This is a genomic window from Peribacillus huizhouensis, from assembly GCF_014138605.1.
Taxonomy (GTDB): domain Bacteria; phylum Bacillota; class Bacilli; order Bacillales; family DSM-1321; genus Peribacillus; species Peribacillus huizhouensis.
Map to the genome: position 1 here is coordinate 283,876 of NZ_JACJHX010000005.1, position 22,312 is coordinate 306,187.

The following is a 22,312-nucleotide window of genomic DNA, read 5'->3' on the forward strand; positions in this document are numbered from 1 at the left end:
GAAGATCTTAGCGAGAGTAGAACGGGACTAACCATCAGTGGGGAACAGTACCCCCTGATGGAAGTTTCACTTTATCCCGGTTTAACAGGCTGTAAAATCTATGCTTTAACATAGAAAGGTAGTGAAGAACAGCCTGTAAAACCCCGATTGGTTCAACTAACCATCAGTGGGGAACAGTACCCCCTGATGGAAGTTTCACTTTATCCCGGTTTAACAGGCTGTAAAATCTATGCTTTAACATAGCAAGATAGTGAAAAACAACCTGTAAAACCCCGATTGGTGAGATACAGTGAAACTTACCTTTGTGGTTTTCAAAGGTATAGTTGAACCAATCGGGTTCGTACTGTCGATTGATCGAAGCGAAAGCGAAGATCTTAGCGACAGTAGAACGGGACTAACCATCAGTGGGGAACAGCACCCCCTGATGGAAGTTTCACTTTATCCCGGTTTAACAGGCTGTAAAATCTATGCTTTAACATAACAAGGTAGTGAAGAACAGCCTGTAAAACCCCGATTGGTGAGATACAGTGAAACTTACCTTTGTGGTTTTCAAAGGTATAGTTGAACCAATCGGGTTCGTACTGTCGATTGATCGAAGCGAAAGCGAAGATCTTAGCGAGAGTAGAACGGGACTAACCATCAGTGGGGAACAGCACCCCCTGATGGAAGTTTCACTTTATATAACAAATTCTACCCCAATTTGCTATAATAATTAAAGAATTCTGCTATAACAGAATCTTTATCTCGCCTTAACGGGCAGTGAGCCCTTCCTCAAGCAGAGGAACAAAGTAGACAGGTGGGGGCAACTGCCCGTTAAGGTCCGATTGGTTCAACGAACAATCAACGGGGGAAGCCCCCACTGATTGAATATTCACTTTATCTTTATACATAGTTCTCGAATGAGACTAAAGGAGGCTGTACTATGCATTTAACGGAAAAGGAATTGGAAATACTACAAATTATTGAACAAAACAGCCGTATTGATTTTAATGACTTAGCGAAAATGGTGGACGCAGAAGAATCAGAAATTGCGGATACTGTACAGAAGCTTGAAGATATGAATGTTATCGTTCGTTATGCGACAATCATCAACTGGGCGAAGGTAGACACATATCACGGTTTAACGGCTATGATTGATGTAAAGGTAACGCCAAAACGTGGCGTTGGATTTAATGAAGTGGCACAAAGAATTTACCGTTTTAATGAAGTGGAATCGGTTTATTTAATGTCTGGTGCATATGACTTGTCTGTTGTTGTGAAAGGACAGTCAATGAATGAAGTGGCTCAGTTTGTATCGGACAAACTATCTACTTTGGATTCGGTTATTTCTACGACCACTCACTTTATTTTGAAAAAATATAAACATGATGGAACAATTTTTGAGCCAATTAATGAGGAAGACAAAAGAATCGTGGTGTCACCATGATCCAGACAAGCTTTGTATCGAAAACAATTGCTGATCTTAAACCATCAGGAATTCGTCGCTTTTTTGATTTGGCTGTTAATATGGAAGGCGTTGTTTCACTTGGTGTAGGCGAGCCGGATTTTGTGACGTCATGGAATGTAAGGGAAGCTGCAATCTTATCGTTGGAAGAAGGTCGTACATCTTATACGGCAAATGCTGGATTGATAGAACTTCGGCAAGAAATCGCTTCATATATGAAAAAAAGATTTGCTGTCTCGTATCAACCAGATTCACAAATTATTGTGACGGTCGGTGGGAGCCAAGCGATTGATATTGCACTTAGAGCGATTTTAAATCCCGGTGAAGAAGTTTTGGTTGTTGAGCCTTGCTTTGTTGCTTACAGCCCGCTTGTAACATTGGCGGGAGGTGTTGCGAAAACAATTCAGACCGTTCGGGAAAACGAGTTTAAGCTTACAGCTGCTGAGCTTGAAGAAGCCATTACGCCAAATACAAAAGCAATTATCATGTGTTCGCCTAATAATCCGACAGGAACCCAACTTAGGAAAGAAGAATTAATTGAAATTGCAAAAGTTATTCAAAAGCATAACTTAGTGGTCATTTCAGATGAAATTTATGCTGAACTTGCTTATGATGATGACTTTACTTCAGTGGCAGCTATAGATGGTATGATGGACCGTACTATATTAATTAATGGTTTTTCCAAAGGGTTTGCTATGACAGGTTGGCGTCTTGGATTTGTTTGTGCACCAAAAGATATTACAGAAGCGATGTTGAAGATCCATCAATACACAATGATGTGTGCATCGACAGTAGCTCAATATGCAGCTTTAGAAGCACTGCGTAATGGTATGAATGATGTAGAAGAAATGAGAAAAAGCTATCGTCAGCGTCGAAATTATATTGTGAAATCGTTCAATGAAATTGGACTAGATTGTCATATTCCAGGCGGTGCATTTTACGCATTTCCATCTATTGAGAGAACTGGATTGTCTTCACAAGAGTTTGCTGAAAAGCTTTTATTTGAAGAAAAGGTTGCTGTAGTTCCAGGTAATGTGTTTGGTGAAAGTGGAGAAGGACATATCCGATGTTCCTATGCATCCTCTCTAGAGCAGCTTCAAGAAGCAATCAAGCGGATGAGCCGGTTTGTTGAAAAGTATAAATAAAAAGATAGGATCTCCTAAAAGTAAAAGTGTAGACCTGCCATTTCTATCAACCGTGTACATGTTGTTAAGTAACACGATAAACGTTGATGGAAAGCGAGTCCCCCTTTTTTAGGAGATCCTATTTTTTTAAATAATACCAAGCGAACTCAGTAGAACAAGTATAATTCCAATTGGTGCGATGTAGCGGATGATAAAATACCAAATCTTAAATACTTTAGATGAAATGGTAGAACCAAGCTCTAGTTCATTTTGGACATTTATTCGTTTCATTTGATACCCAATAAATAGTGAAATGAACAGTGCACCGACGGGAAGAGCAATATTACTTACAAGATAGTCTGCTAAATCGAATATTGATTTGTCGAATATCGTAACATCAGAAAGTACACCGAAGGAAAGCGCGCTTGGAATGCCTACGATAAATACTAAAATACCAGCAATCCAAGTAGATTTTTTTCGCTTTGTTGGATCATTTTTTGACATAGCTGCGACAATAATTTCAAGAATCGAGAAAGCTGAAGTAAAGGTCGCAAATGCAAGCAGGATGAAGAATATCAGCATGAATAAACTGCTGAGAGCCATTTCATTAAATACAGCAGGAAGGACGACAAAGACGAGTCCAGGTCCGCTCGCAGGATCAAATCCAAGTGCAAATACGGCTGGGAAAATAACAAGTCCAGCAAGAAGACATATGAAAATATTCAAACCAACAACCGATAATGCTGACTTTGTTATATCTTCCTGTTTCCCTAAATAAGATGCGTATGTTACCATGACAGAAATCCCGACACTAAGTAGGAAAAAGGCTTGTCCTAACGCCAATAAAACCGTTTGTCCTGTTAAAATAGAAAAATCAGGCTTTAAAAGAAATTCAACACCAGCATAGGCTCCTTTAAGTGTCAATGAACGAACCAGCAACACAAGAAAGAGAATGAAAAGTGCAGGCATCATAATTTTATTTGCTTTTTCGATGCCGTTTTGAACTCCGCCCTTTACGACAACAATCGTTAATATCATAAAGACAAATTGTGCCAGTACTGTTTCATAAGGATTACTAATAATTGTTTCGAACAACTGTCCGTATTCATTTTGAGATAACCCTGAAAGGGAACCTGTTATGCTTCGGCTAATGTAAGAAAGAATCCAGCCGCCAACAACACTATAAAATGAAAGCAGGATAAAAGAAGCGACAACGCCGCCATATCCAACTAGTACCCATGCTTTACCTGGAGCGATGGATTTGTAGGCACGTACTGCATCTTTTTGGGAATGCCGGCCGATAATAAATTCGGCGATTAAGATGGGTGCTCCAATTAATAAAGTGAATAGGATGAAGAGCAAGAAGAACATGCCGCCTCCATTTGTTCCAGTCATGTAGGGGAACTTCCAAATGGCACCTAAGCCAATTGCAGAACCAGCAGCTGCAAGGATAAACCCAATCTTAGATGTCCATTGTTCTGGTTTTGACATAGATATATAACTCCTTTTGCATTTATTATCGTCAAAATACATAAAGCGATTAATTTTATTATCGTACTATTTTATTGTCGAAATGTGTAGACTTTTTTTAAAAGATAGTCTATTTCCAACAATTCCCCTTTGATAATATGGTTAAAGGTAGTACAAAAGAGGAAACTTTAAAATAAGATTCGCTTTTTTGAAAATGAAGTTTGTTACCTTTGATTATTTTTAAAATCTATGATATAATTTTTTATTGCATGTAAAGAGAAAAAATTTACTTAAAAATAGGAGTGTTACAATGTCTACTAATTACGAAATTGGAGCAGTTGTTGCTGGTAAAGTTACTGGTATTCAACCTTATGGTGCTTTTGTTGCTTTAGATGAATCTACACAAGGTTTAGTTCATATCTCTGAAATTACTCATGGATATGTTAAAGATATCAATGACCATTTAAAGGTTGGCGATGAGGTTCAAGTGAAAGTTCTTTCAATTGACGAAGCTAAAGGGAAAATCGGTCTTTCCATCCGTGCTACTGAAGAGGCTCCTGAACGTACAGAAGCTCCTGCTAATAAAGCCCCTAAAAAGCGTCAAGCAGCTGTTAAAACTTCAACTAACACTGATTCTTCTGAAGGCTTCAACACATTGAAAGATAAACTTCAAGAGTGGATTGAACAATCTAAACGCGAAGATTTAATCAAGAAATAATGACGAGTAAGCTGGTGGTCCGTTTGGATCAACCGGCTTTATTTTTTGCTTTGGCTATGTTAAAGCTCGTTGTTGATTTTGGTACTGTGTTGATTGGAGCGGAAAGCGTACTCCGTTCGTTTCATCAATAGCCAAGTTTAACAGAGCCTTGCTTAGAAACGATACATAATTTATCTTACATTTTGCCCCTTTAAATTGTGCGTTGTGTTGAATAGGTCGCAGATTTGTTGATAGTATCATCTGATCAGTAAAAGGTTCTAAACCAATCTTTTGTAATTATCAGAGTTCTTGTAGATAATAAGAGTAGAAAAAGGAGGGAAAAGTGTGGAGAATTTTATATATAAAAATCCGACTAAGCTTATTTTTGGAAAAAATCAGCTTGCTCAGTTAAAGAAGGAAATACCATCATTCGGTAAAAAGGTACTCATTGTTTATGGTGGGGGCAGTATTAAGAAGAATGGCTTATATGAAAAAGTAATGGCAACCCTAAATGAAATCGATGTAGAGACGTTTGAACTAGCTGGTGTGGAACCAAATCCGCGTATTTCGACTGTTCGTAAAGGTGTAGATATATGTAAGGAACATAAGATTGACTTTATCCTTGCTGTTGGCGGCGGCAGTGTAATTGATTGTACGAAGGCGATTGCAGCTGGTGCGAAGTATGATGGAGATGCATGGGATTTGGTGACGAAAAAATCACCAGTCGAAGCAGCTCTACCTTTTGGAACTGTGCTTACACTTGCTGCGACCGGTTCTGAAATGAATGCTGGCTCGGTCATTACGAATTGGGAAACAAAAGAGAAATATGGCTGGGGAAGTCCAGTCACGTATCCGCAATTTTCAATTCTAGATCCAGAGAATACTTTCACAGTACCAAAAGATCAGACTGTCTATGGAATCGTTGACATGATGTCGCATGTGTTTGAACAATATTTTCATCCAGCAGCAAATGCACCTTTGCAGGACCGTTTTTGCGAATCACTGCTCATTACTGTAATGGAAACAGCTCCGAAGCTTTTAGAGGATTTAGAAAACTATGAGCATCGAGCAACGATTTTATATTGTGGTACGATTGCGTTAAATGGCTCTTTAGGAGTTGGGTACCGAGGGGACTGGGCATCTCATAATATTGAGCACAGCGTCTCAGCTGTTTATGACATTCCACATGCAGGAGGGCTTGCGATTCTATTTCCGAACTGGATGAAGCATGTTCTACATGAAGATGTTAGTCGTTTTAAACAATTTGCTGTCCGAGTATTCAACGTAGATCCAGAAGGCAAGACAGATGAAGAAACTGCTCTTTTAGGAATTGAGAAGCTTCGTGAATTCTGGTCAAGCATTGGGGCACCTACAAGACTTGCAGATTATAATATTGATGATTCTGAAATTGAAACAATGGCAGATAAATCAATGGTATATGGTGAATTTGGTACGTTTAAATCTTTAAATCGTGATGATGTATTAGCAATTTTGAAAGCCTCTCTATAAGTGCTTTTTACTTGAATAAATGGCCTAGTCTATCAGTTTCATACTTGATAATTTATTAGGTTGCAGGTATTTGTAAAAACATTCAGATAAAATTTTATATGGGTACGCTTTCACTGAGCCGAAGTCTTGATTATCAGGGAAGCTTTCGTTAAAGTGAAAGAGTAATCTAAAGAGATGGAGGAACGATAATGACACATGTACGTTTTGATTATTCAAAAGCATTGTCTTTTTTTGGCGAACATGAAATTACATATTTACAAGATGCAGTAAAAGCGGCACACAATTCCTTGCACGAAAAAACAGGAGCGGGAAATGACTTTTTAGGCTGGATTGACCTTCCTGTTGATTATGACAAAGAGGAATTTGCTCGTATTCAAAAAGCAGCAAATAAAATTAAATCGGATTCTGATGTCTTGCTTGTTATCGGAATCGGAGGTTCTTATTTGGGTGCACGTGCTGCACTTGAAATGCTGCAACACAGTTTTTATAATGCGCTTTCTAAAGAACAACGTAAAACACCACAAATTATCTTTGTCGGCAATAATATTTCTTCTACTTACATGAAAGATGTTATGGACTTGCTTGAGGATAAGGATTTCTCAATCAATGTGATTTCAAAATCTGGTACGACGACAGAGCCTGCTCTTGCTTTCCGTATTTTCCGTAAGTTATTGATTGAAAAATATGGAAAAGAAGAAGCAACTTCACGTATTTTTGCAACAACTGATAAAGCGAGAGGTGCTTTAAAAACTGTTGCCAATGAAGAAGGTTACGAAACATTTGTCATTCCAGATGATGTTGGTGGACGTTATTCTGTATTGACAGCTGTTGGCTTGTTGCCAATTGCGGTTAGTGGTGCAGACATTGAAGAAATGATGAAAGGTGCAGCTAGTGCCCGCACAGACTTCAGCTCTCCAGAATTAACGGATAATGCTGCATATCAATATGCGGCAGTTCGTAATGTTCTGTATAACAAAGGTAAAACAATTGAAATGCTGATCAATTTTGAACCAGGACTTCAATATTTCTCAGAGTGGTGGAAACAGTTGTTTGGTGAAAGTGAAGGAAAAGATCAAAAAGGAATTTTCCCAGCTTCTGCAAACTTCTCAACTGATTTACATTCAATGGGACAATATGTACAAGAAGGGCGTCGTGACTTGTTTGAAACGGTCATCAAGGTTGGGGAAGCACGCCATGAATTGACAATTGAAGCAGAAGATAATGATCTTGACGGTTTAAATTATCTTGCAGGTGAAACTGTGGATTTCGTAAATAACAAAGCGTTTGAAGGTACATTGCTTGCACATACAGACGGAAACGTACCGAACTTAATTGTAAACATCCCTAAAATGGATGCATACACATTTGGATACCTTGTCTATTTCTTTGAAAAGGCTTGTGCGGTAAGCGGCTATCTATTAGGCGTTAACCCATTTGATCAACCAGGGGTAGAAGCATACAAAGTCAACATGTTTGCTCTACTAGGAAAACCAGGCTTCGAAGAAAAGAAAGCGGAACTTGAAAAACGACTTCAACAATAAGATTGACTAAAAAGCACAGTCGACCGACTGTGCTTTTTAGTAATATCTTTAGTGGTCAGACCCCATTTCCCAGAGTATTTCCCAAATTTAGCGCATGACTAGTAGGATGTCGTCGGAAAATACTTTAGTTTCAAGGGGGGGAGGTAGTAAGTTCTTTCCTTTGCGTATGATTCCAACCACGATAATATGTTCTTCAAGCAGTAAAATGGTTAATTCTTTGTATGTAAGCTGTTCCCATCCATTTTTTAAAGCAAGTGAGCCTAAAGAAACTGTCGAATCATCTAACAACTCAGTAACGTCCAATTCCCCCATTAATTTTTTGAGCATATAATCACTAGCGAAGCGATTCGTCTCGATTAGCCCATCAGCTCCGGCCCGCAAAGCATTTTCAAGTTGATCGACTGTTAAAATTTCCACTAAACAAAATAGATCTTTGTTTAACCCTTTGATGGCCAATAATGTCAAAATAGAAAACATGTCTGTTTGAAATTCATTTTGTCTTAAATCTGCGGTAATTAAGACACGATCAGCTTGTTCGATATTTGCTCGAAGCAAAACAGAGTCAGCGGTAGCTTTACCTTGTATGAAATGGATATTAGTCAATGGTAGAGGATGTTCTGTTAATGAATCATCGATTAATACAATTTGTAAGCGTTGTTTTCTTTCGTGCAGCTCTTCAATAATGCTACGTGAGCGTTCATTCCAGCCAACAATGATCACGTGATCTGTCCCATTAAATTTCTTCTTCCCTTGGCGATAAGTTTGTTCTGAAGTGGCAGCAATGGCGGAAACAGAAGCGAAATAAGAAGAAACAAGACCTGCGCCAGATAAGATGAGCAATATCCCAATTGCTCTGCCAAAGTCGCTAGTTGGCGCATAATCTCCATAGCCAACAGTAGCCATTGTCACGATTGCCCACCAAATTCCATCATAAAGAGTAGGGAATGTTTTAGGTTCAGTGAAATGAATCAGCATTCCGAATGAAAAGAGAAAAATAGCTATTACACCAAGCAGACGGAAGAGATTCGGCCACCTTGAAAAACTTCCATCAAATTTCCTTAATCGAATCATTGAGTCACCCCCTGTCCATACTGTTATCTATAAACAGTATGGACAATGGGAGATGATCTTCATAACAAGGCACTTAATTAATTTTAGGCATTAAATAATTAGTTATTTATAAATACTAATTCCCTAAATTTTCTTGAATGTAAAAGAACAATCCCAGTCGAACCTTAGTTTTAGAGTAACTTTCTTAAAGGTAATAATGATTATGAGTCAGGATGAAGGTCATCATGAATAAAAGCAGACCTTTTTGACAACTATATACAAGGCACATCACGGAAGTTTCTCTTTATAGGAACTATAAGTAAAGACCGAAAGCTGTGGTTAGGAGATTAGATCCTTATGGGAGAACGCAATGTACCTTTATCCTCGTTTTCGTACATTAAAGTTATCGCTGATTAGCAGCCAATTTTGTGGAAAAGCGAGCCCAAGCTTCCAATAACTCATTCCACGAAGCTTCAGTTCTTTTAATAAATCAAATTTTGCTTGAATGGAACGAGCGTCTTCAAACCAGACTTCATGGTTTTTGTTTTCGCTATCTCTGTATGTGAAAAAAGGTGCCTGCTCTTCATAATTATATTGAATTTCTACTGAATGCTCTAAAGCTAATTGTATGGCTTGTTGAGGACTGACGGCTTTTGCAATTGTCCCCTGAACGAAAGGGAGTGTCCAGTCGTAGCCATATAAGTTTTGGCCCATGAGAATTTTCGATGCTGGCATCTCTGTAATGGCATACTCAAGAACGTCTCGGACTGGCCCAATAGGTGAAACGGCTCGCGCAGGTCCACCACTATAGCCCCACTCATAGGTCATAATAACAACAAAATCAACAATTTCTCCATGAGCTTTATAATCATGCCCTTCGTACCAAAGACCTTTTTGGTCCGCGCTCGTCTTCGGTGCAAGAGCTGTTGACATTAACCAGCCTTCTTGTTGAAAACGCGCTTTTGCTTTTCTTAAAAAACGATTATAAGCTTCTCGGTCTGCTGGTCTAATGAACTCAAAATCAAAATGAATATCTTTAAAACCATATTTTTTTGCTGTTGTGACAATTGTGTTTAGAAAGGTATTTTGAATGGCCATATCATTTAAAAGTATCCTCGCAAGTTCATCATTGAATTGGTCATTCTCTTGATTCGTAATTACCATCATTAATACATTTCGATTGTTTCGGGCGATGGCTGGGAAGTCATCAAGAAGTGGCTCTTTCAATGAACCATTGCGAAGGGCCTGAAAGCTAAATGGAGCTAAGTAGGTTAAGAATGGTGCAGTTTCTCGAGCGCTGCTGATCAAATTAGGGCTAACTGTCGTTCCCCGCGGTTCCACATACCCATTAAATTCAGCTGTTCTTTTGGGTTTTGCCGGAATATATAATCGAAAGCCGACAGGGAGAGATTGATTGGCAGATAGTTGGTTAATCCGTACGAGTTCTTGAACAGGAATACCTACCTTTTGTGAAATAGATGATAAACTATCTCCTGTTTGAACGAAGTAATAACTGCCTACTATGGGAATAACAAGGGCCTGCCCTACGACAAGCTGGTCTGGATTTTGTAATTGATTGGCTTCACTTAAGCGGTTAGCAGGCACACTATATGCTTGAGCGATGCTCGTGAGTGTTTGATTTCGCTGTACAACATGAATTTGCAAGTGCATAACCTCCTAAAAAAGATGGGCGGAATATGAAATATATCCGTTGTAAAAAGTTTATGATAAATAAACCATTTCATGATGCAAATCGTTTCCGCAAATTTCCATTCATATAAAAATAAAATTTACAAATAATTAATAACAGGAGGTGATAAACATGGCAAATAACAATAACAGCAATAACTTAGTTGTACCTGGAGCTGAACAAGCACTAGAACAAATGAAGTATGAAATTGCTAGTGAATTTGGTGTGAATTTAGGAGCCGAAACTACATCACGTGCAAACGGATCTGTAGGTGGTGAAATTACAAAACGTTTAGTGCAAATGGCTGAACAGCAATTAGGCGGTTACAGCAAATAATTAAATACAAATGGAATAAGGAAGGGGATTTTAGTCCCCTTCCTTTTGTTTTTTATTCCTGTTAAACAGGTGGGGATGAAGAGAACCTTCTAATTAATTGAAATTTCACTTTATTATAATTAGATTAAAAACAACAAAATAATTAGACATTATCTTTAGCGGGGGGTACAATCTATTTTGTGAATAGAAGCCGTAATAAATGAGGTGGAAGAAATTAATATGTGGGAAATTTTTGTGGCGATTGTTCTTGGGCTTGTTGAGGGGTTAACAGAGTTTGCTCCAGTTTCTTCTACAGGGCATATGATTATCGTCGATGATTTGTTGTTTAAATCGAATGAGTTATTTGGAAATGAAATAGCGAACGCGTTTAAAGTTGTCATTCAACTAGGTAGCATTTTAGCAGTGGCTGTTATTTTTTGGGATCGTATTTTGGATTTATTAGGTCTTCGGAAAATGAAAACTGTGGATAGACCGAGCGGAGAAAGGCTTAGTCTTCTGAAAATTTTTGTCGGTTTAGTTCCGGCTGGTATTTTAGGCGTTTTATTTGAAGATTATATAGACGAGCACTTATTCTCTGTTAAAACAGTGGCAATTGGTTTACTTATCGGTGCGTTCTTAATGATTGCTGCCGATAAGATCAAGCCTAGAATTCAAACGGCAACCGTAGATGAAATTACTTATAAGCAAGCTTTAGGGGTCGGTTTAATTCAATGCTTGTCACTTTGGCCCGGTTTTTCACGTTCAGGTTCAACGATATCTGGAGGCGTTCTGCTTGGGCTAAGCTATCGAGCATCAGCGGATTTTACTTTCATTATGGCAATTCCGATTATGGCTGGTGCCAGTTTATTAAAGGTTGTAAAGTATTGGAGCTACTTCACGCTAGATGTGTTGCCATTTTTCGTCGTAGGCTTCATCAGTGCCTTTATATTTGCTCTAATCTGTATCCGTTTCTTCTTAAAATTAATTGAAAAAATTAAGTTAACACCATTTGCGATTTATCGAATTGTATTAGCTGCCATCATTTTATTTATTTATTTGTAATACATTCGTATCTTTATTACCTTCGATTCTTAGAGGGGAATTTAGAAAAAAGTACATGAATAATGAACTCCCATCTCTTTTAAAATGAGGCGGGAGTTTTTTTGTAATAATAAACTTTAACAATAATTAGAATTATCTAATTTTTAAGTCTTTTTATTGGTGTGATATCGTAAGAACAATTACAATATAGGGGAGCACTAACACACTTATATGAGTAATTTAATAAATTTATGTGTAATTGCTTTCTTTTGTAAAAATTTATTAAATTTTTGTGTGTATATTGTAAGAAATTATTCGGAATATTTAAACTTAAATAAATAATACTACATTACAATTATTATAAAAAAGGATTGATTTTTTTATAATAAGTATTATTATTATAAGTATACAAAATAAATTAAGAGGTGATTCAAAATGACAAACCAGAAAAACCTAACAACTAGTTGGGGAGCTCCAGTTGGAGATAACCAGAACTCGATCACTGCTGGTCAGCGTGGTCCAGTGTTAATTCAAGATGTACATTTACTTGAGAAACTAGCTCACTTTAACCGTGAACGTGTACCTGAACGTGTTGTTCATGCCAAAGGTGGCGGTGCATTCGGAACTTTTACAGTAACAAACGATCTATCAAAATATACAAAAGCTAAACTATTCAATGGTGTTGGAAAAGAAACAGATATGTTTATCCGTTTCTCTTCAGTAGCAGGGGAGCTTGGTTCTTCTGATACAGTTCGTGATCCTCGTGGATTTGCTGTTAAGTTTTATACAGAAGAAGGAAACTATGACATCGTTGGGAACAATACCCCAGTATTCTTTATCCGCGATGCGATTAAATTCCCTGACTTCATCCATACTCAAAAAAGAGACCCAAGAACACACTTGAAAAATCCTACAGCTGTTTGGGATTTCTGGTCTCATTCGCCTGAGTCTCTTCACCAAGTTACCATTTTGATGTCGGATCGTGGTATTCCAGCAACTTGGAGACATACACACGGTTACGGAAGCCATACATTCAAATGGGTAAATGCTGATGGACAAGCTGTTTGGGTGAAATATCACTTTAGAACAGAACAAGGTGTCAAAAACCTTGATGTCGATCTTGCTGCAAAAATTGCTGGTGAAAACCCAGACTATTATATCGATGATCTTTTCAATGCAATTGAAAAGGGTGATTTCCCTGCATGGAAACTATACGTGCAAATTATGCCGATCGAGGATGCGGATACATATCGTTTCGATCCATTTGATGTCACGAAAGTATGGTCACAAAAAGATTATCCGTTAATCGAACTTGGCCGCATGGAATTGAACCGTAACCCTGAGAACTATTTTGCTGAAGTAGAGCAAGCAACTTTCTCACCTGGTACATTTGTTCCTGGAGTCGAAGCATCACCAGATAAAATGCTTCAAGGACGTCTATTCGCATATGGAGATGCCCACCGTTATCGCGTAGGTGCTAACCATAATTTATTGCCAGTAAACCGTCCTAAAGCAGAAGTGAACAACAATCAACGCGATGGCTTTATGAGAGCAGATGACAATGGTGGACGTTCAGTATACTATGAGCCAAACAGCTTTGGTGGTCCAACTGAGTCACAAGAAGCGAGACTTACACCTTTTGACATTTCAGGACAAGCTGCACAAGTTGCTTATAATAGCGATGATCACTATACACAAGCTGGTGACCTTTACCGTTTATTAAGCCCAGAGGAACGCACTCGCTTAGTTGCTAATATCGTTGGAGCAATGGAACCAGTGGAATTAGAAGAAATTAAACTGCGTCAAATCAGCCATTTCTACAAAGCTGACCCAGAATACGGTACTCGTATTGCTGAAGGCCTTGGTTTAGCCGTGCCACAAGAAGCGTAAGAATTACTCGCTTTATTCTCTTATATGGACGAGGGCATCCCCACAAAAAAGGGTCTTGACCTCACGCTCTATACACCGTTTATTGTGTCATGTACACGTCATACAAACGATATATAGTAGATGTGAGGTCTGACTTTTTCGTGTAAGGGGATATCCTCGTTTTTTTTCATTTTAGAGGTTGTTAAAAGTCCTGTACCAAACTCAGTCTCAACTTAATAGTTTATCTCGCTAACGGGCAGAACCCTCACCGCAAGGCTTTTCACACAGACGATAGACTAAAGGACGGAGCTCGCTTAGTCAGTGATTTATAGTTCAGGTTCGTAGTGTCGATTTATCGACACTAGAACGGGACTAACAATCAGTAGGGGAGGTAGAAAGTTCCCTTGATTGAAGTTTCACCTTATAGCAGATATAAACTATTGCTCCTCGAACTGCTTGGCGCTTTTATTAACCTCTTTTTTGAACAAACACTTCTACTATTTTCCAGATAGTATTTTTTGCATTTTTTATAGAAAATTTCGTAAGCTATTGAAATAGCTTTTATGAATAGAGCAGCTAATTGAGGTACAGCGTTATAATTATTATTTCTATATCTATCTGATAAAATATCGATAAGTTTAACTGATACATATCAATAGGGGGATTACTTAATAATGCGAAACGACAACGTGTAGCTAGATTTTGCTGTTGATTTCTAACCAATAGTTTCTAGATTTTTTCGGGGAAAAATAGGGTAAAGTGTCATACATCCTGTTAAACTTGGATACATATAGAATTAAAGATTTATTAAAGCGAGGATATCATTCTATGATAAAAAAGACAGTACTTCTGAGTAGTTTACTTATTTTATTGGCAATATTAGTATACGTTTCATTTGGTGATAAAATAAGTCGTGTAGAGCATGTAACCATTATGGATAAGTATTATCCACAATCATCCGATGGAAAAGCTGTCGGTTTTAAAACGGATAAAGTAATCGAAGTATCCAAAAACGGAAAAGGCTATAATTGCGCGATGGAATTCGATAATGGAAAAATATTAGAATTGGATTGCAGTATAAACGTCAATTATAAAATAGGCGAAAAAGTGTATGTTACAAGTGATGGAAATCAGATTACAGAGATTCGTAGAAAGAAATAACAGAGAGTTACTTTTTATGAAAAGATATGTTCGAAATATAGAATCGAATAATAGTTGATCGAAAAACTAGTATCGTTAGGAATTTAGTAGTTTTTTCCTAGTAAATTTTTCTTAATAATAGTATGATTACCTTATATAAATTCATTACTTTATGTAAGGGGAGTTTTAAATGAGTCGTTTGACTTATATATTTCGAACAAGTCTTTTCGTTATCCCGTCTTCGTTTCTTATAGGATTAGCAGTATGTCAATTTAATAGTTTAAATGGAATGAACTTTTGGATGACACTTGTCGGTTTGACGATTGTTGGTGGAGTAGTAGGGGTTATTTCTTCCTTAATGAATTTTCAACGTATTGTTGTACCGATTGGCTCCATTAATCATTATTTGGAGCAATTGGCCAACGGTGATATACAAAATCGACTTAATCCGAACAAAGTCGGTCTTTTTCATTCGGTGGCAGATAGTATTAATAACGCTACGGATTCTTGGAGAAATGTGCTTACCAAAGTCCAAGAGGCATCAAAAAGTATGGCTGCCTATACAGAGGATTTGGCACAAGGATCAGAGCAAACGAATAAAGCAACGGTTCAGATTTCAGATATAATGAAAGACATTGCCAAAGGAGCAGAAAGTCAGGTAGAAGGAATGCACCAAGCTTCTACAACGATTTATCAAATGTCTGCTAGCTTATCTCAAGTGTCTCACAATGCCGTCACAGTGACAGAAAGCATGGAAGAGACTATGAAAAAAGCAGATACGGGTTCCGTAACAATTGAAGTAGCTAGTAAACAAATGGAGTCTATTCATTCAAATGTTACAGAATTAGCTCGAGCAGTAAAAGGCTTAGGCGAGCGCTCGAATGAAATTGGCAAGATTTCAGATGTTATAACTGGAATCGCAGCACAGACGAATTTACTTGCTTTGAATGCTGCTATTGAAGCAGCTAGAGCAGGAGAACATGGAAAAGGCTTTGCGGTTGTTGCTGATGAAGTGAGAAATCTGGCTGAACAATCTGGACAAGCGACGAAACAAATAAGTGAAATCATTTCTCATATTCAAAAAGAAACGATTGAAGTAGTGGAAACAATGGAAGCTGTGAACCATGAAGTTGGTGAAGGAATTGAAGCGATGAGTGGTGCTGGAGACTCGTTCTTGAAGATTCAAGAATCCGTTAATTTTGTGTCAGAACAAGTGGAGCAGGTTTCTGCTGCAATCCAGCAAATGACTGCAGGGACGGGGATAGCTGTATCGTCAATGGACTCGATCTCGAATGTTGCAGCAAAATCCGCATCATCTACTCAACGTGTATTAAAAGATTCGGCAGAACAAGCAGAATCAATAGAAGAAATTAGCGCCTTTGCTGAATACTTAAAGAACCAAGCGATGGAATTACAGAAAATGATCTATACATTTAAGCTATGAGAATGAGGGTGTCCCAAAAGGGTCAGACCTCGCCACTCTATACACAGTATATAGTTGAAAGTACTAACTATAATCTGTATATAGTCGTTGCGGGGTCTGACCCTTTTGTTATGGGATAGCCTCTTTTTCTTTGTATCATGAAGTTATTGAAGTAGGAGATCGTACACAAGCAGTACATTATATGTTATTGGATATGACTTTTTAGATACATAATGATCTGAAAGATACCCCCTCTGTTAATCAGGGATAAATGTTTTAAACCCAGTAATCTGAAGGGGATTTTTTCTATTATTTTTGCTTATTCAAATAGGAATTGAGGAATTCTTCGAAATTCGGTGCATTAAGTCCGGCGATTTTTTCATATGATTCAATAATTTTTAGCATCAATTCTTGCTCTAAGTCTTCTCTGTCTGCATAAGCAACATTTTGTAATGATTTCTTGATTTTTGGTTTCAGTGAATCTACCATTTCCATTAATTCTTGTTTAGAGAATTTCTGCAATTCTTTTTCCTCCAATTACCTGGGATTTTCGTAATTTTTTAAGTGCTTGCTTATGGATATTAGAAATATTTTGTGGTGTTTCATGAAAATAAGTGGCAATTTCTTTATTTGATAATCCTGAGCAATACATAAGTGATAGTACTTGTCGTTGTTTTTCAGTAAGCTTAGCGATAGCTTTTACTAATTTTTCCTCTGTTAGGATAGAAGAAAGTTGTTCAGTATGAAATACAGTTACGAATTCTTCTTCCATATAGGCCAATGTATCTATCATATTTGTATGCGCGCCATGTTCGGCTGGCTTGTCCAAAATGGTAAGGTATTTCCTCTTGCGTCGTCTTTCCCGCTTATCAAAATCGATGGAAAAGGTATGAATGAACGAAATTAAATATTTATAAACTTTTACTCGATGATAATAAAGTTGAAAGGTTTCATTTAAATCGTTCATATTTTGGGACGTTGGATTTTTTAGAGTGGCATGAAAGATTGATACATGTTCTTGGCTTTGTAGAAAATATTTCATGATGGGTTGCTCAAAAAAATCTGGATGTCGTTGAAACAATCGATCATATGAATTGGGTAAGTAGGTGCTCGTCATCTGCTTCATCTGGTTTTCCCTCCCTTATCTAGTAAAGTGAAATGATTCTGCTTTTATCAATTATAAACGAACATTCGTTCTTATTTCTATGATTCTATTGAGCTATATTTACTTTTTTCCATTCCTATCACTTTATGGTATATGTTAAAGAATGGGGGAATAAAGTTGAATATTGAAGTAATTTCTATGTGGTTGACTTTATTAGGTAATTTCGGATTTCCCGCTGTATTTTCTCTTTATTTGCTTGTGAAGTTTGAAAGGAAAGTGGCTGGCTTAACGAAAGAAATAGAGTGCTTGATTGAACGTTTCGACAGAAATGAAAACGATTAGTGAAAATATGGTATTGTAATGATGGGGTACTTTTCTAAGGGGGATTATTTATTTGAAAGAGAAGCAATTAGTAGAAATAGAGGATTTACAAAAGCTATGTGAACAAGGAACATTTTCTTTAAAACTTAATTGGGATACTTTACGCAGTCGAGTAGGCAAAGCGGGGGAAGATTTCTTCTATTATGAAGGAAACAAACTAGTGGGGTATATGGCAATTTATGATTTTGGCGGCAAAATTGAATTATGTGGCATGGTTCATCCACACTATCGAAGACAGGGGATTTTTACAAAACTAGTAAAGAAAGCACTTCAGACAGCAAAAAAGCGGGAACCTAGGGCGATCTTGTTAAATGCCCCTGCAAAGTCTGAGTCCGCAAAGATGTTTTTAGCTACTTTGCCTTGCCGATTTGACATGGCCGAATACCAAATGCAATGGCAGGAAACAGAGCTTACGGATTATGAAGGCGTTACACTTCGGCCATCTAACGAAGAAGATAGAGACTTGGAGATTCAATTAGATGTCGATTGTTTCGGTTTTTTACAACATGAAGCAACTTCTTATTATAAGCTTCTAAAGGAAGAAGGCCTGAACACACTTGTGATTGTATATGAAGAACAAGCTGTTGGGAAAATTCGTGTTGAAGAAAGTGATGGGGAAGCTTGGATTTATGGGTTTGCCATTACTCCTGCCTTTCAAGGAAAAGGGATTGGTAGAAAGGTACTTAAGCAAGTAATTCTTGAGCAGCAGAAGAAGGGAAATCCTATCTATCTTGAAGTAGAGGCAACGAATCCAGCAGCGTTAAAACTGTATGAATCTTGCGGTTTCAAAAGCTATCACCAGCAGGACTATTATGTGTACCTGGGGTCAGACCCCATATCCCAACATCTATTGTAGCTCAGGAAGCTAGTGGTAATAAGGGTTTGTAAGTGGTTGAACAGGGGTCAGACCCTATTTCACAATAAAAAAGAGTAAACCTGCATGAAGTGCAGGTTTACTCTTTTTTCTCTAACCAACTTTGTGCAAAACCTAACAAGGCTGAACCAACGAGCGCCCCAAAAAAGGATGTTACCTCAAACCCGCTTACAAGCAGGGAGGCTAGGGTAAATGTTAATGCATTAATTACAAAAGAAAACAATCCTAATGTCAAAATGGTAATCGGGAATGTTAGGAGGTGCAAAATCGGTTTGACAAAAAAATTAACAATCCAGAGCATGAAGACCGCTATTAAGGCACTACCATAGGAATCAATTGATATGGAGTCAAATAGCCAGTCAATTAAGAGTAAAACGAGGCCGCTAATTAAAAAGCGTATAAAGAAATTCATGAAGTAAGCTCCTTAATGTTGGAATTTTTCTTTCTATAATTATTAATTATTACTATTCTATGAGTAAAATCCCTTTTTAGAAGAATACACATCATTATTCTATTTGTCTATTTACGCGCACTATTCGTGACGATTTACACCATTCTTTATTGACAGCCTCGTTAATCAATGGCTAGGGGAGAGTTCAGTGCCTTTACTAGCTATTTTCCCCCGCTGTAAATGAACGAGGAGTCAGGATGATTGTCTATTCTAAAACGTTATAATCCCATTTCTTTAATCGTATTTCATTTTTCTAAATGAGCCTCAATAAGACTGCTAAATTTCATAATGGAATGTAAAAGCTTTGGATGGGAGTATGAATGTAAAGTAGTAAGTACACTTTCAATGATAAATTCACGTGGTGCCTGATCTTGTATGAGTTCTTGTTCAAGAAAGCTTAGCAATTCGAAAAACTTCGAAATGTCATTTTCAGATTGAATATATTTCTGAGCAATCCTTTTTAAGGAATGGATGGAATTAAGGATCTCCTCTACAAGAGACAATGGTTCCTCATTCTTATCAGGTAGCCATTGCTTTAATAATTCTGGATAAAATATTTGTTCATCTTGTGCTGAGACATCTTCTACAATTTTCGAAATTCTCTTAAAGCTATAGCGAATCAGATTTGAAACCTGGTATTCACTATGGCCTTGATTAATAACAAAATTAACATGCATTAAATGATGGAGCATACCTTCAAACAAGATGGTGCAATCTAACAAATATGGTTTTTTATCTGCCCCAAAAATGTCAATAAAGCGATTATACAGCCAATTCATTCCTAACAGTCTTATCTGTTGGATGGATTGTCTCAATTCAAGTTCATTAGATACAAGTACTTCTTCAATCAATGTGAATATATTGTTTTTTTTGTTTGAAATTAGCTGAACTTCAATTTGTTTTATGAAGATTTCTGTGTCTGCAGGGCTTTGTCCAATCATTAGCTTATTACGTTCTTTTTCCAACTTTTCATGCATGCTATTGAAAATAGCAATCATTAATTCACTTTTGGAGGAAAAGTAATTATAAAATGTACCTTTCGAGATAGAGCTATTTTCAAGAATGTCTTGTATGGATGTAGCTTGATATCCTTTTTCGATGAAAAGGCGATGCGCTACTTGGATTGTATGCTGTTTTCGACTGTTCATTTTGGTCCCTCCATCCCTCATTTGCCTATTGGTCTTTTAACGTATATTACCTTAATATAAGTAGGATCACAAACACCCTCTCTATAGTTGGACTAATAGCCTGCAATGTTAAAGATAATGGTGTTGGTTGGCAAGACGTAATCCAGGAAAGCTAGTATTGTCTCTCGTATTCCATCAGAGTATAATAGGGAAGGCTTATTATGAACGTGTTCGTATAATGTGAAACTTCAATCAGTGGGAATTTCTTCATCCCGCACTGATTGTTAGTCCCGTTCTAGTGTCGATAAATCGACACTAGGAACCTGAACCAATGAAACACAGACTAACAACGCCGCGTCCTTTAGTCTTTCGTCTGTGTGACCCACTGATGTACCTTTGAAAACCATACAGGTAAGTTACACTGTACCTCATCATTCGGATATTTACGGGCAGTTATCGCGCTTCTTCGGTTCTTCTCTTGGTTATGATGTGAGGTTCATACTGCCCGTTAATGCAGGATAAAAAATTAACAGAGATTCTCTAACAGTTGTGAGGTAGAGTATGAATAAAAGAGTTGTAGACATTTTGATCATTTTGTTAGGTGCTTTACTTTTTGCTTTAGCCGTAAATTTATTTGTGATTCCGAATGAACTAGGTGAAGGCGGAGTTGTTGGAACAACAATCATTTTATACTATCTTTTTCAATGGTCACCTGGTCTTGTAAGTCTGCTATTAAACAGTTGCTTACTGATTGTCGGATATAAGTTCTTAAGTAAAATCACAATTCTCTATACAGTTGTTGCAGTGATCTTCCACTCTCTTTTTCTCCATTTAACAAAAAGCTGGAGTATTGATTCGAATGAAATGCTGGTAGATGCAATATTCGGTGGTGTTTTTGCAGGGGTTGGGATTGGCTTGATTATTCGAGTTGGCGGCACAACCGCTGGTACAACAATATTGGCAAGAATCGCAAACAAATACCTAGGCTGGAGCATTAGTTATGGCCTTTTGTTTTTTGATTTAATTGTTGCCTTGTCTTCCTATTTTATTATTGGTGCAGAAAAGTTGATGCTAACGATCATCATGTTGTACGTAGGAACAAAAGTAATGGAATTCGTCATAGAAGGAGTCAATCCTAAGAAGGCCGTTACGATTATTTCGGATGCACCAGATGAGATTGCCAAACAAGTTAACGAGCTAATGGACAGAGGGGTTACTGTTTATTCTGGACATGGCTACTATACAAAAACCCCTAAGGAGATTCTCTATATTGTTATTAGTAAGCAAGAAGTTGTGAAGCTTAAGAAGATTGTTAAGTCTACAGATACAGATGCGTTTATTGCCATTCACGATGTACGGGATGTTTTCGGAGAAGGATTTATCGATATTTCAAAAGCTTAATCTGTCAGTGGTTTTACCGAAAGTATGTCAACGCCCAGATTGTTATCGTGCATAATTAGGCGCTGCTGTACTTGGACTGTATGCATTAGGTGAAGTCGATAGCCTAAATGTGTGTCAGAATGATTAGTGGCACTAATGAGCTCGAGCCAATTGCTGAAAACGTAGAAGTATATGAAGAATTGATGTCAATTTATTTATTAGTCAGCCATGAAGAAGATTGTAGGTGAAGAGCGGATTATCAGCGTTGTCATATAGACTAAACTCCAGAGAGGATGAGCTTAGTTGTCGATCCTCTTTCTATTCTCTCTAAATAACATCCCCGTTATGCTAAATAAGATGCTCTGCAATCAAAAAAACCGTTCGGAGTACGAACGGTTTTTTTTGAACGGAATAAGACTATCATTAATTTCATGAAAAATTTCTATTTTAAAAATTAGCATTAGGAAAATGCAGAGATTTAACATGGGTGAGTTTTAAATATACGGTTTCTCCACTTGCTATAGCAATCTCCAACAGGTTATTTTTCATACTTTTTAACAATAATCCGATTTTCATTGGATCTCCTCCACCATCAATCACAATCAGTTTTCCCTCTACCTTTTTTAGTTGGTCCTCAAAGGAGCGCAATAAAGGGCCATTAGAAGGATCAACAGGCAGGCT

At 37.5% G+C, this 22,312-nt stretch carries 21 protein-coding genes; 13 read left to right on the forward strand and 8 right to left on the reverse strand.

The window, feature by feature from the left end; all coding sequences use genetic code 11:
• The first annotated feature begins 922 nt into the window (after positions 1–922).
• Both HNP81_RS10800 and HNP81_RS10805 read left to right on the forward strand, forming a co-directional pair.
• Positions 923–1,426 (forward strand): Lrp/AsnC family transcriptional regulator, encoded by a 504-nt coding sequence (locus HNP81_RS10800; RefSeq protein WP_028393736.1) that lies wholly within the window; start codon positions 923–925, stop codon positions 1,424–1,426.
• Positions 1,423–2,589, forward strand: a complete 1,167-nt coding sequence (locus HNP81_RS10805) for an aminotransferase (RefSeq protein WP_028393737.1) — start codon at positions 1,423–1,425, stop codon at positions 2,587–2,589. Before HNP81_RS10800 ends, HNP81_RS10805 begins: the two co-directional genes overlap by 4 nt.
• Positions 2,590–2,715: 126 nt before the next feature.
• Here HNP81_RS10805 and HNP81_RS10810 read toward each other — a convergent pair whose 3' ends face one another.
• Positions 2,716–4,059, reverse strand: coding sequence for a sodium-dependent transporter (locus HNP81_RS10810; RefSeq protein WP_028393738.1), 1,344 nt, complete (start codon positions 4,057–4,059; stop codon positions 2,716–2,718).
• A 289-nt stretch (positions 4,060–4,348) separates the two neighbouring features.
• On the opposite strand from HNP81_RS10810, the gene yugI reads away from it, so the two are divergent.
• The 3 genes from yugI (at position 4,349) to HNP81_RS10825 (ending at position 7,785) form a co-directional block, all read left to right on the forward strand.
• The gene (gene yugI, locus HNP81_RS10815) at positions 4,349–4,756 is read left to right on the forward strand and encodes a S1 domain-containing post-transcriptional regulator GSP13 (RefSeq protein ID WP_028393739.1); all 408 of its coding nucleotides are present in this window, start codon (positions 4,349–4,351) and stop codon (positions 4,754–4,756) included.
• A gap of 324 nt (positions 4,757–5,080) precedes the next feature.
• The gene (locus HNP81_RS10820) at positions 5,081–6,244 is read left to right on the forward strand and encodes an iron-containing alcohol dehydrogenase (protein ID WP_182502620.1); all 1,164 of its coding nucleotides are present in this window, start codon (positions 5,081–5,083) and stop codon (positions 6,242–6,244) included.
• A 188-nt stretch (positions 6,245–6,432) separates the two neighbouring features.
• Positions 6,433–7,785 carry a glucose-6-phosphate isomerase gene (locus HNP81_RS10825; RefSeq protein ID WP_028393741.1) on the forward strand — a complete coding sequence of 451 codons (1,353 nt, stop codon included), beginning with the start codon at positions 6,433–6,435 and terminating at the stop codon, positions 7,783–7,785.
• Positions 7,786–7,872: 87 nt separating this feature from the next.
• On the opposite strand, the gene HNP81_RS10830 is transcribed toward HNP81_RS10825, so the two are convergent.
• Both HNP81_RS10830 and HNP81_RS10835 read right to left on the reverse strand, forming a co-directional pair.
• Complete coding sequence (locus HNP81_RS10830; protein ID WP_182502621.1) at positions 7,873–8,856, reverse strand: potassium channel family protein; 984 nt, start codon at positions 8,854–8,856, stop codon at positions 7,873–7,875.
• Positions 8,857–9,213: 357 nt separating this feature from the next.
• Positions 9,214–10,500, reverse strand: a complete 1,287-nt coding sequence (locus HNP81_RS10835; protein WP_182502622.1) for a glycoside hydrolase family 18 protein — start codon at positions 10,498–10,500, stop codon at positions 9,214–9,216.
• Positions 10,501–10,657: 157 nt separating this feature from the next.
• Here HNP81_RS10835 and HNP81_RS10840 point away from each other — a divergent pair, with 157 nt between their 5' ends.
• The 5 genes from HNP81_RS10840 to HNP81_RS10860 all read left to right on the forward strand — a co-directional run bounded on the left by HNP81_RS10840 (position 10,658) and on the right by HNP81_RS10860 (position 16,334).
• Positions 10,658–10,861, forward strand: coding sequence for an alpha/beta-type small acid-soluble spore protein (locus HNP81_RS10840; RefSeq protein ID WP_028393744.1), 204 nt, complete (start codon positions 10,658–10,660; stop codon positions 10,859–10,861).
• A gap of 213 nt (positions 10,862–11,074) precedes the next feature.
• Entirely contained in the window at positions 11,075–11,902 is an 828-nt protein-coding gene (locus tag HNP81_RS10845) for an undecaprenyl-diphosphate phosphatase (RefSeq protein WP_512698952.1), read from the forward strand.
• Positions 11,903–12,316: 414 nt separating this feature from the next.
• Positions 12,317–13,771 carry a catalase KatA gene (katA, locus tag HNP81_RS10850; protein ID WP_182502624.1) on the forward strand — a complete coding sequence of 485 codons (1,455 nt, stop codon included), beginning with the start codon at positions 12,317–12,319 and terminating at the stop codon, positions 13,769–13,771.
• Positions 13,772–14,578: 807 nt separating this feature from the next.
• Positions 14,579–14,911: a hypothetical protein gene (locus HNP81_RS10855; RefSeq protein WP_028393747.1), complete on the forward strand. Its 333-nt coding sequence runs from the start codon at positions 14,579–14,581 to the stop codon at positions 14,909–14,911.
• Between the two features lie 169 nt (positions 14,912–15,080).
• Positions 15,081–16,334 (forward strand): methyl-accepting chemotaxis protein, encoded by a 1,254-nt coding sequence (locus HNP81_RS10860; RefSeq protein ID WP_182502625.1) that lies wholly within the window; start codon positions 15,081–15,083, stop codon positions 16,332–16,334.
• A gap of 288 nt (positions 16,335–16,622) precedes the next feature.
• On the opposite strand, the gene HNP81_RS10865 is transcribed toward HNP81_RS10860, so the two are convergent.
• Positions 16,623–16,835: a hypothetical protein gene (locus tag HNP81_RS10865; protein ID WP_028393749.1), complete on the reverse strand. Its 213-nt coding sequence runs from the start codon at positions 16,833–16,835 to the stop codon at positions 16,623–16,625.
• On the reverse strand, positions 16,819–17,439 hold the full coding sequence (locus tag HNP81_RS10870) for a sigma-70 family RNA polymerase sigma factor (RefSeq protein WP_182502626.1): 621 nt from the start codon (positions 17,437–17,439) through the stop codon (positions 16,819–16,821). The genes HNP81_RS10865 and HNP81_RS10870 overlap by 17 nt, the downstream gene beginning before the upstream one ends.
• A 156-nt stretch (positions 17,440–17,595) precedes the next feature.
• On the opposite strand from HNP81_RS10870, the gene HNP81_RS10875 reads away from it, so the two are divergent.
• Both HNP81_RS10875 and HNP81_RS10880 read left to right on the forward strand, forming a co-directional pair.
• A complete protein-coding gene (locus HNP81_RS10875; protein WP_246399310.1) occupies positions 17,596–17,760 on the forward strand; it encodes a YvrJ family protein in 165 nt (54 codons plus the stop codon).
• A 52-nt stretch (positions 17,761–17,812) separates the two neighbouring features.
• A complete protein-coding gene (locus tag HNP81_RS10880) occupies positions 17,813–18,655 on the forward strand; it encodes a GNAT family N-acetyltransferase (RefSeq protein ID WP_182502627.1) in 843 nt (280 codons plus the stop codon).
• A gap of 97 nt (positions 18,656–18,752) precedes the next feature.
• Here the strand turns inward: HNP81_RS10880 and HNP81_RS10885 are convergent, their stop codons facing one another.
• Positions 18,753–19,085, reverse strand: a complete 333-nt coding sequence (locus HNP81_RS10885) for a phage holin family protein (protein ID WP_182502628.1) — start codon at positions 19,083–19,085, stop codon at positions 18,753–18,755.
• Between the two features lie 284 nt (positions 19,086–19,369).
• A complete protein-coding gene (locus tag HNP81_RS10890; RefSeq protein WP_028393753.1) occupies positions 19,370–20,272 on the reverse strand; it encodes a TetR/AcrR family transcriptional regulator in 903 nt (300 codons plus the stop codon).
• A gap of 540 nt (positions 20,273–20,812) precedes the next feature.
• Between HNP81_RS10890 and HNP81_RS10895 the strand changes: the two genes are divergently transcribed.
• Positions 20,813–21,652 carry a YitT family protein gene (locus HNP81_RS10895; protein ID WP_028393754.1) on the forward strand — a complete coding sequence of 280 codons (840 nt, stop codon included), beginning with the start codon at positions 20,813–20,815 and terminating at the stop codon, positions 21,650–21,652.
• 426 nt (positions 21,653–22,078) lie between these two features.
• Here the strand turns inward: HNP81_RS10895 and HNP81_RS10900 are convergent, their stop codons facing one another.
• Positions 22,079–22,279, reverse strand: coding sequence for a YwrJ family protein (locus tag HNP81_RS10900; RefSeq protein ID WP_512698951.1), 201 nt, complete (start codon positions 22,277–22,279; stop codon positions 22,079–22,081).
• Between the last annotated feature and the right edge of the window lie 33 nt (positions 22,280–22,312).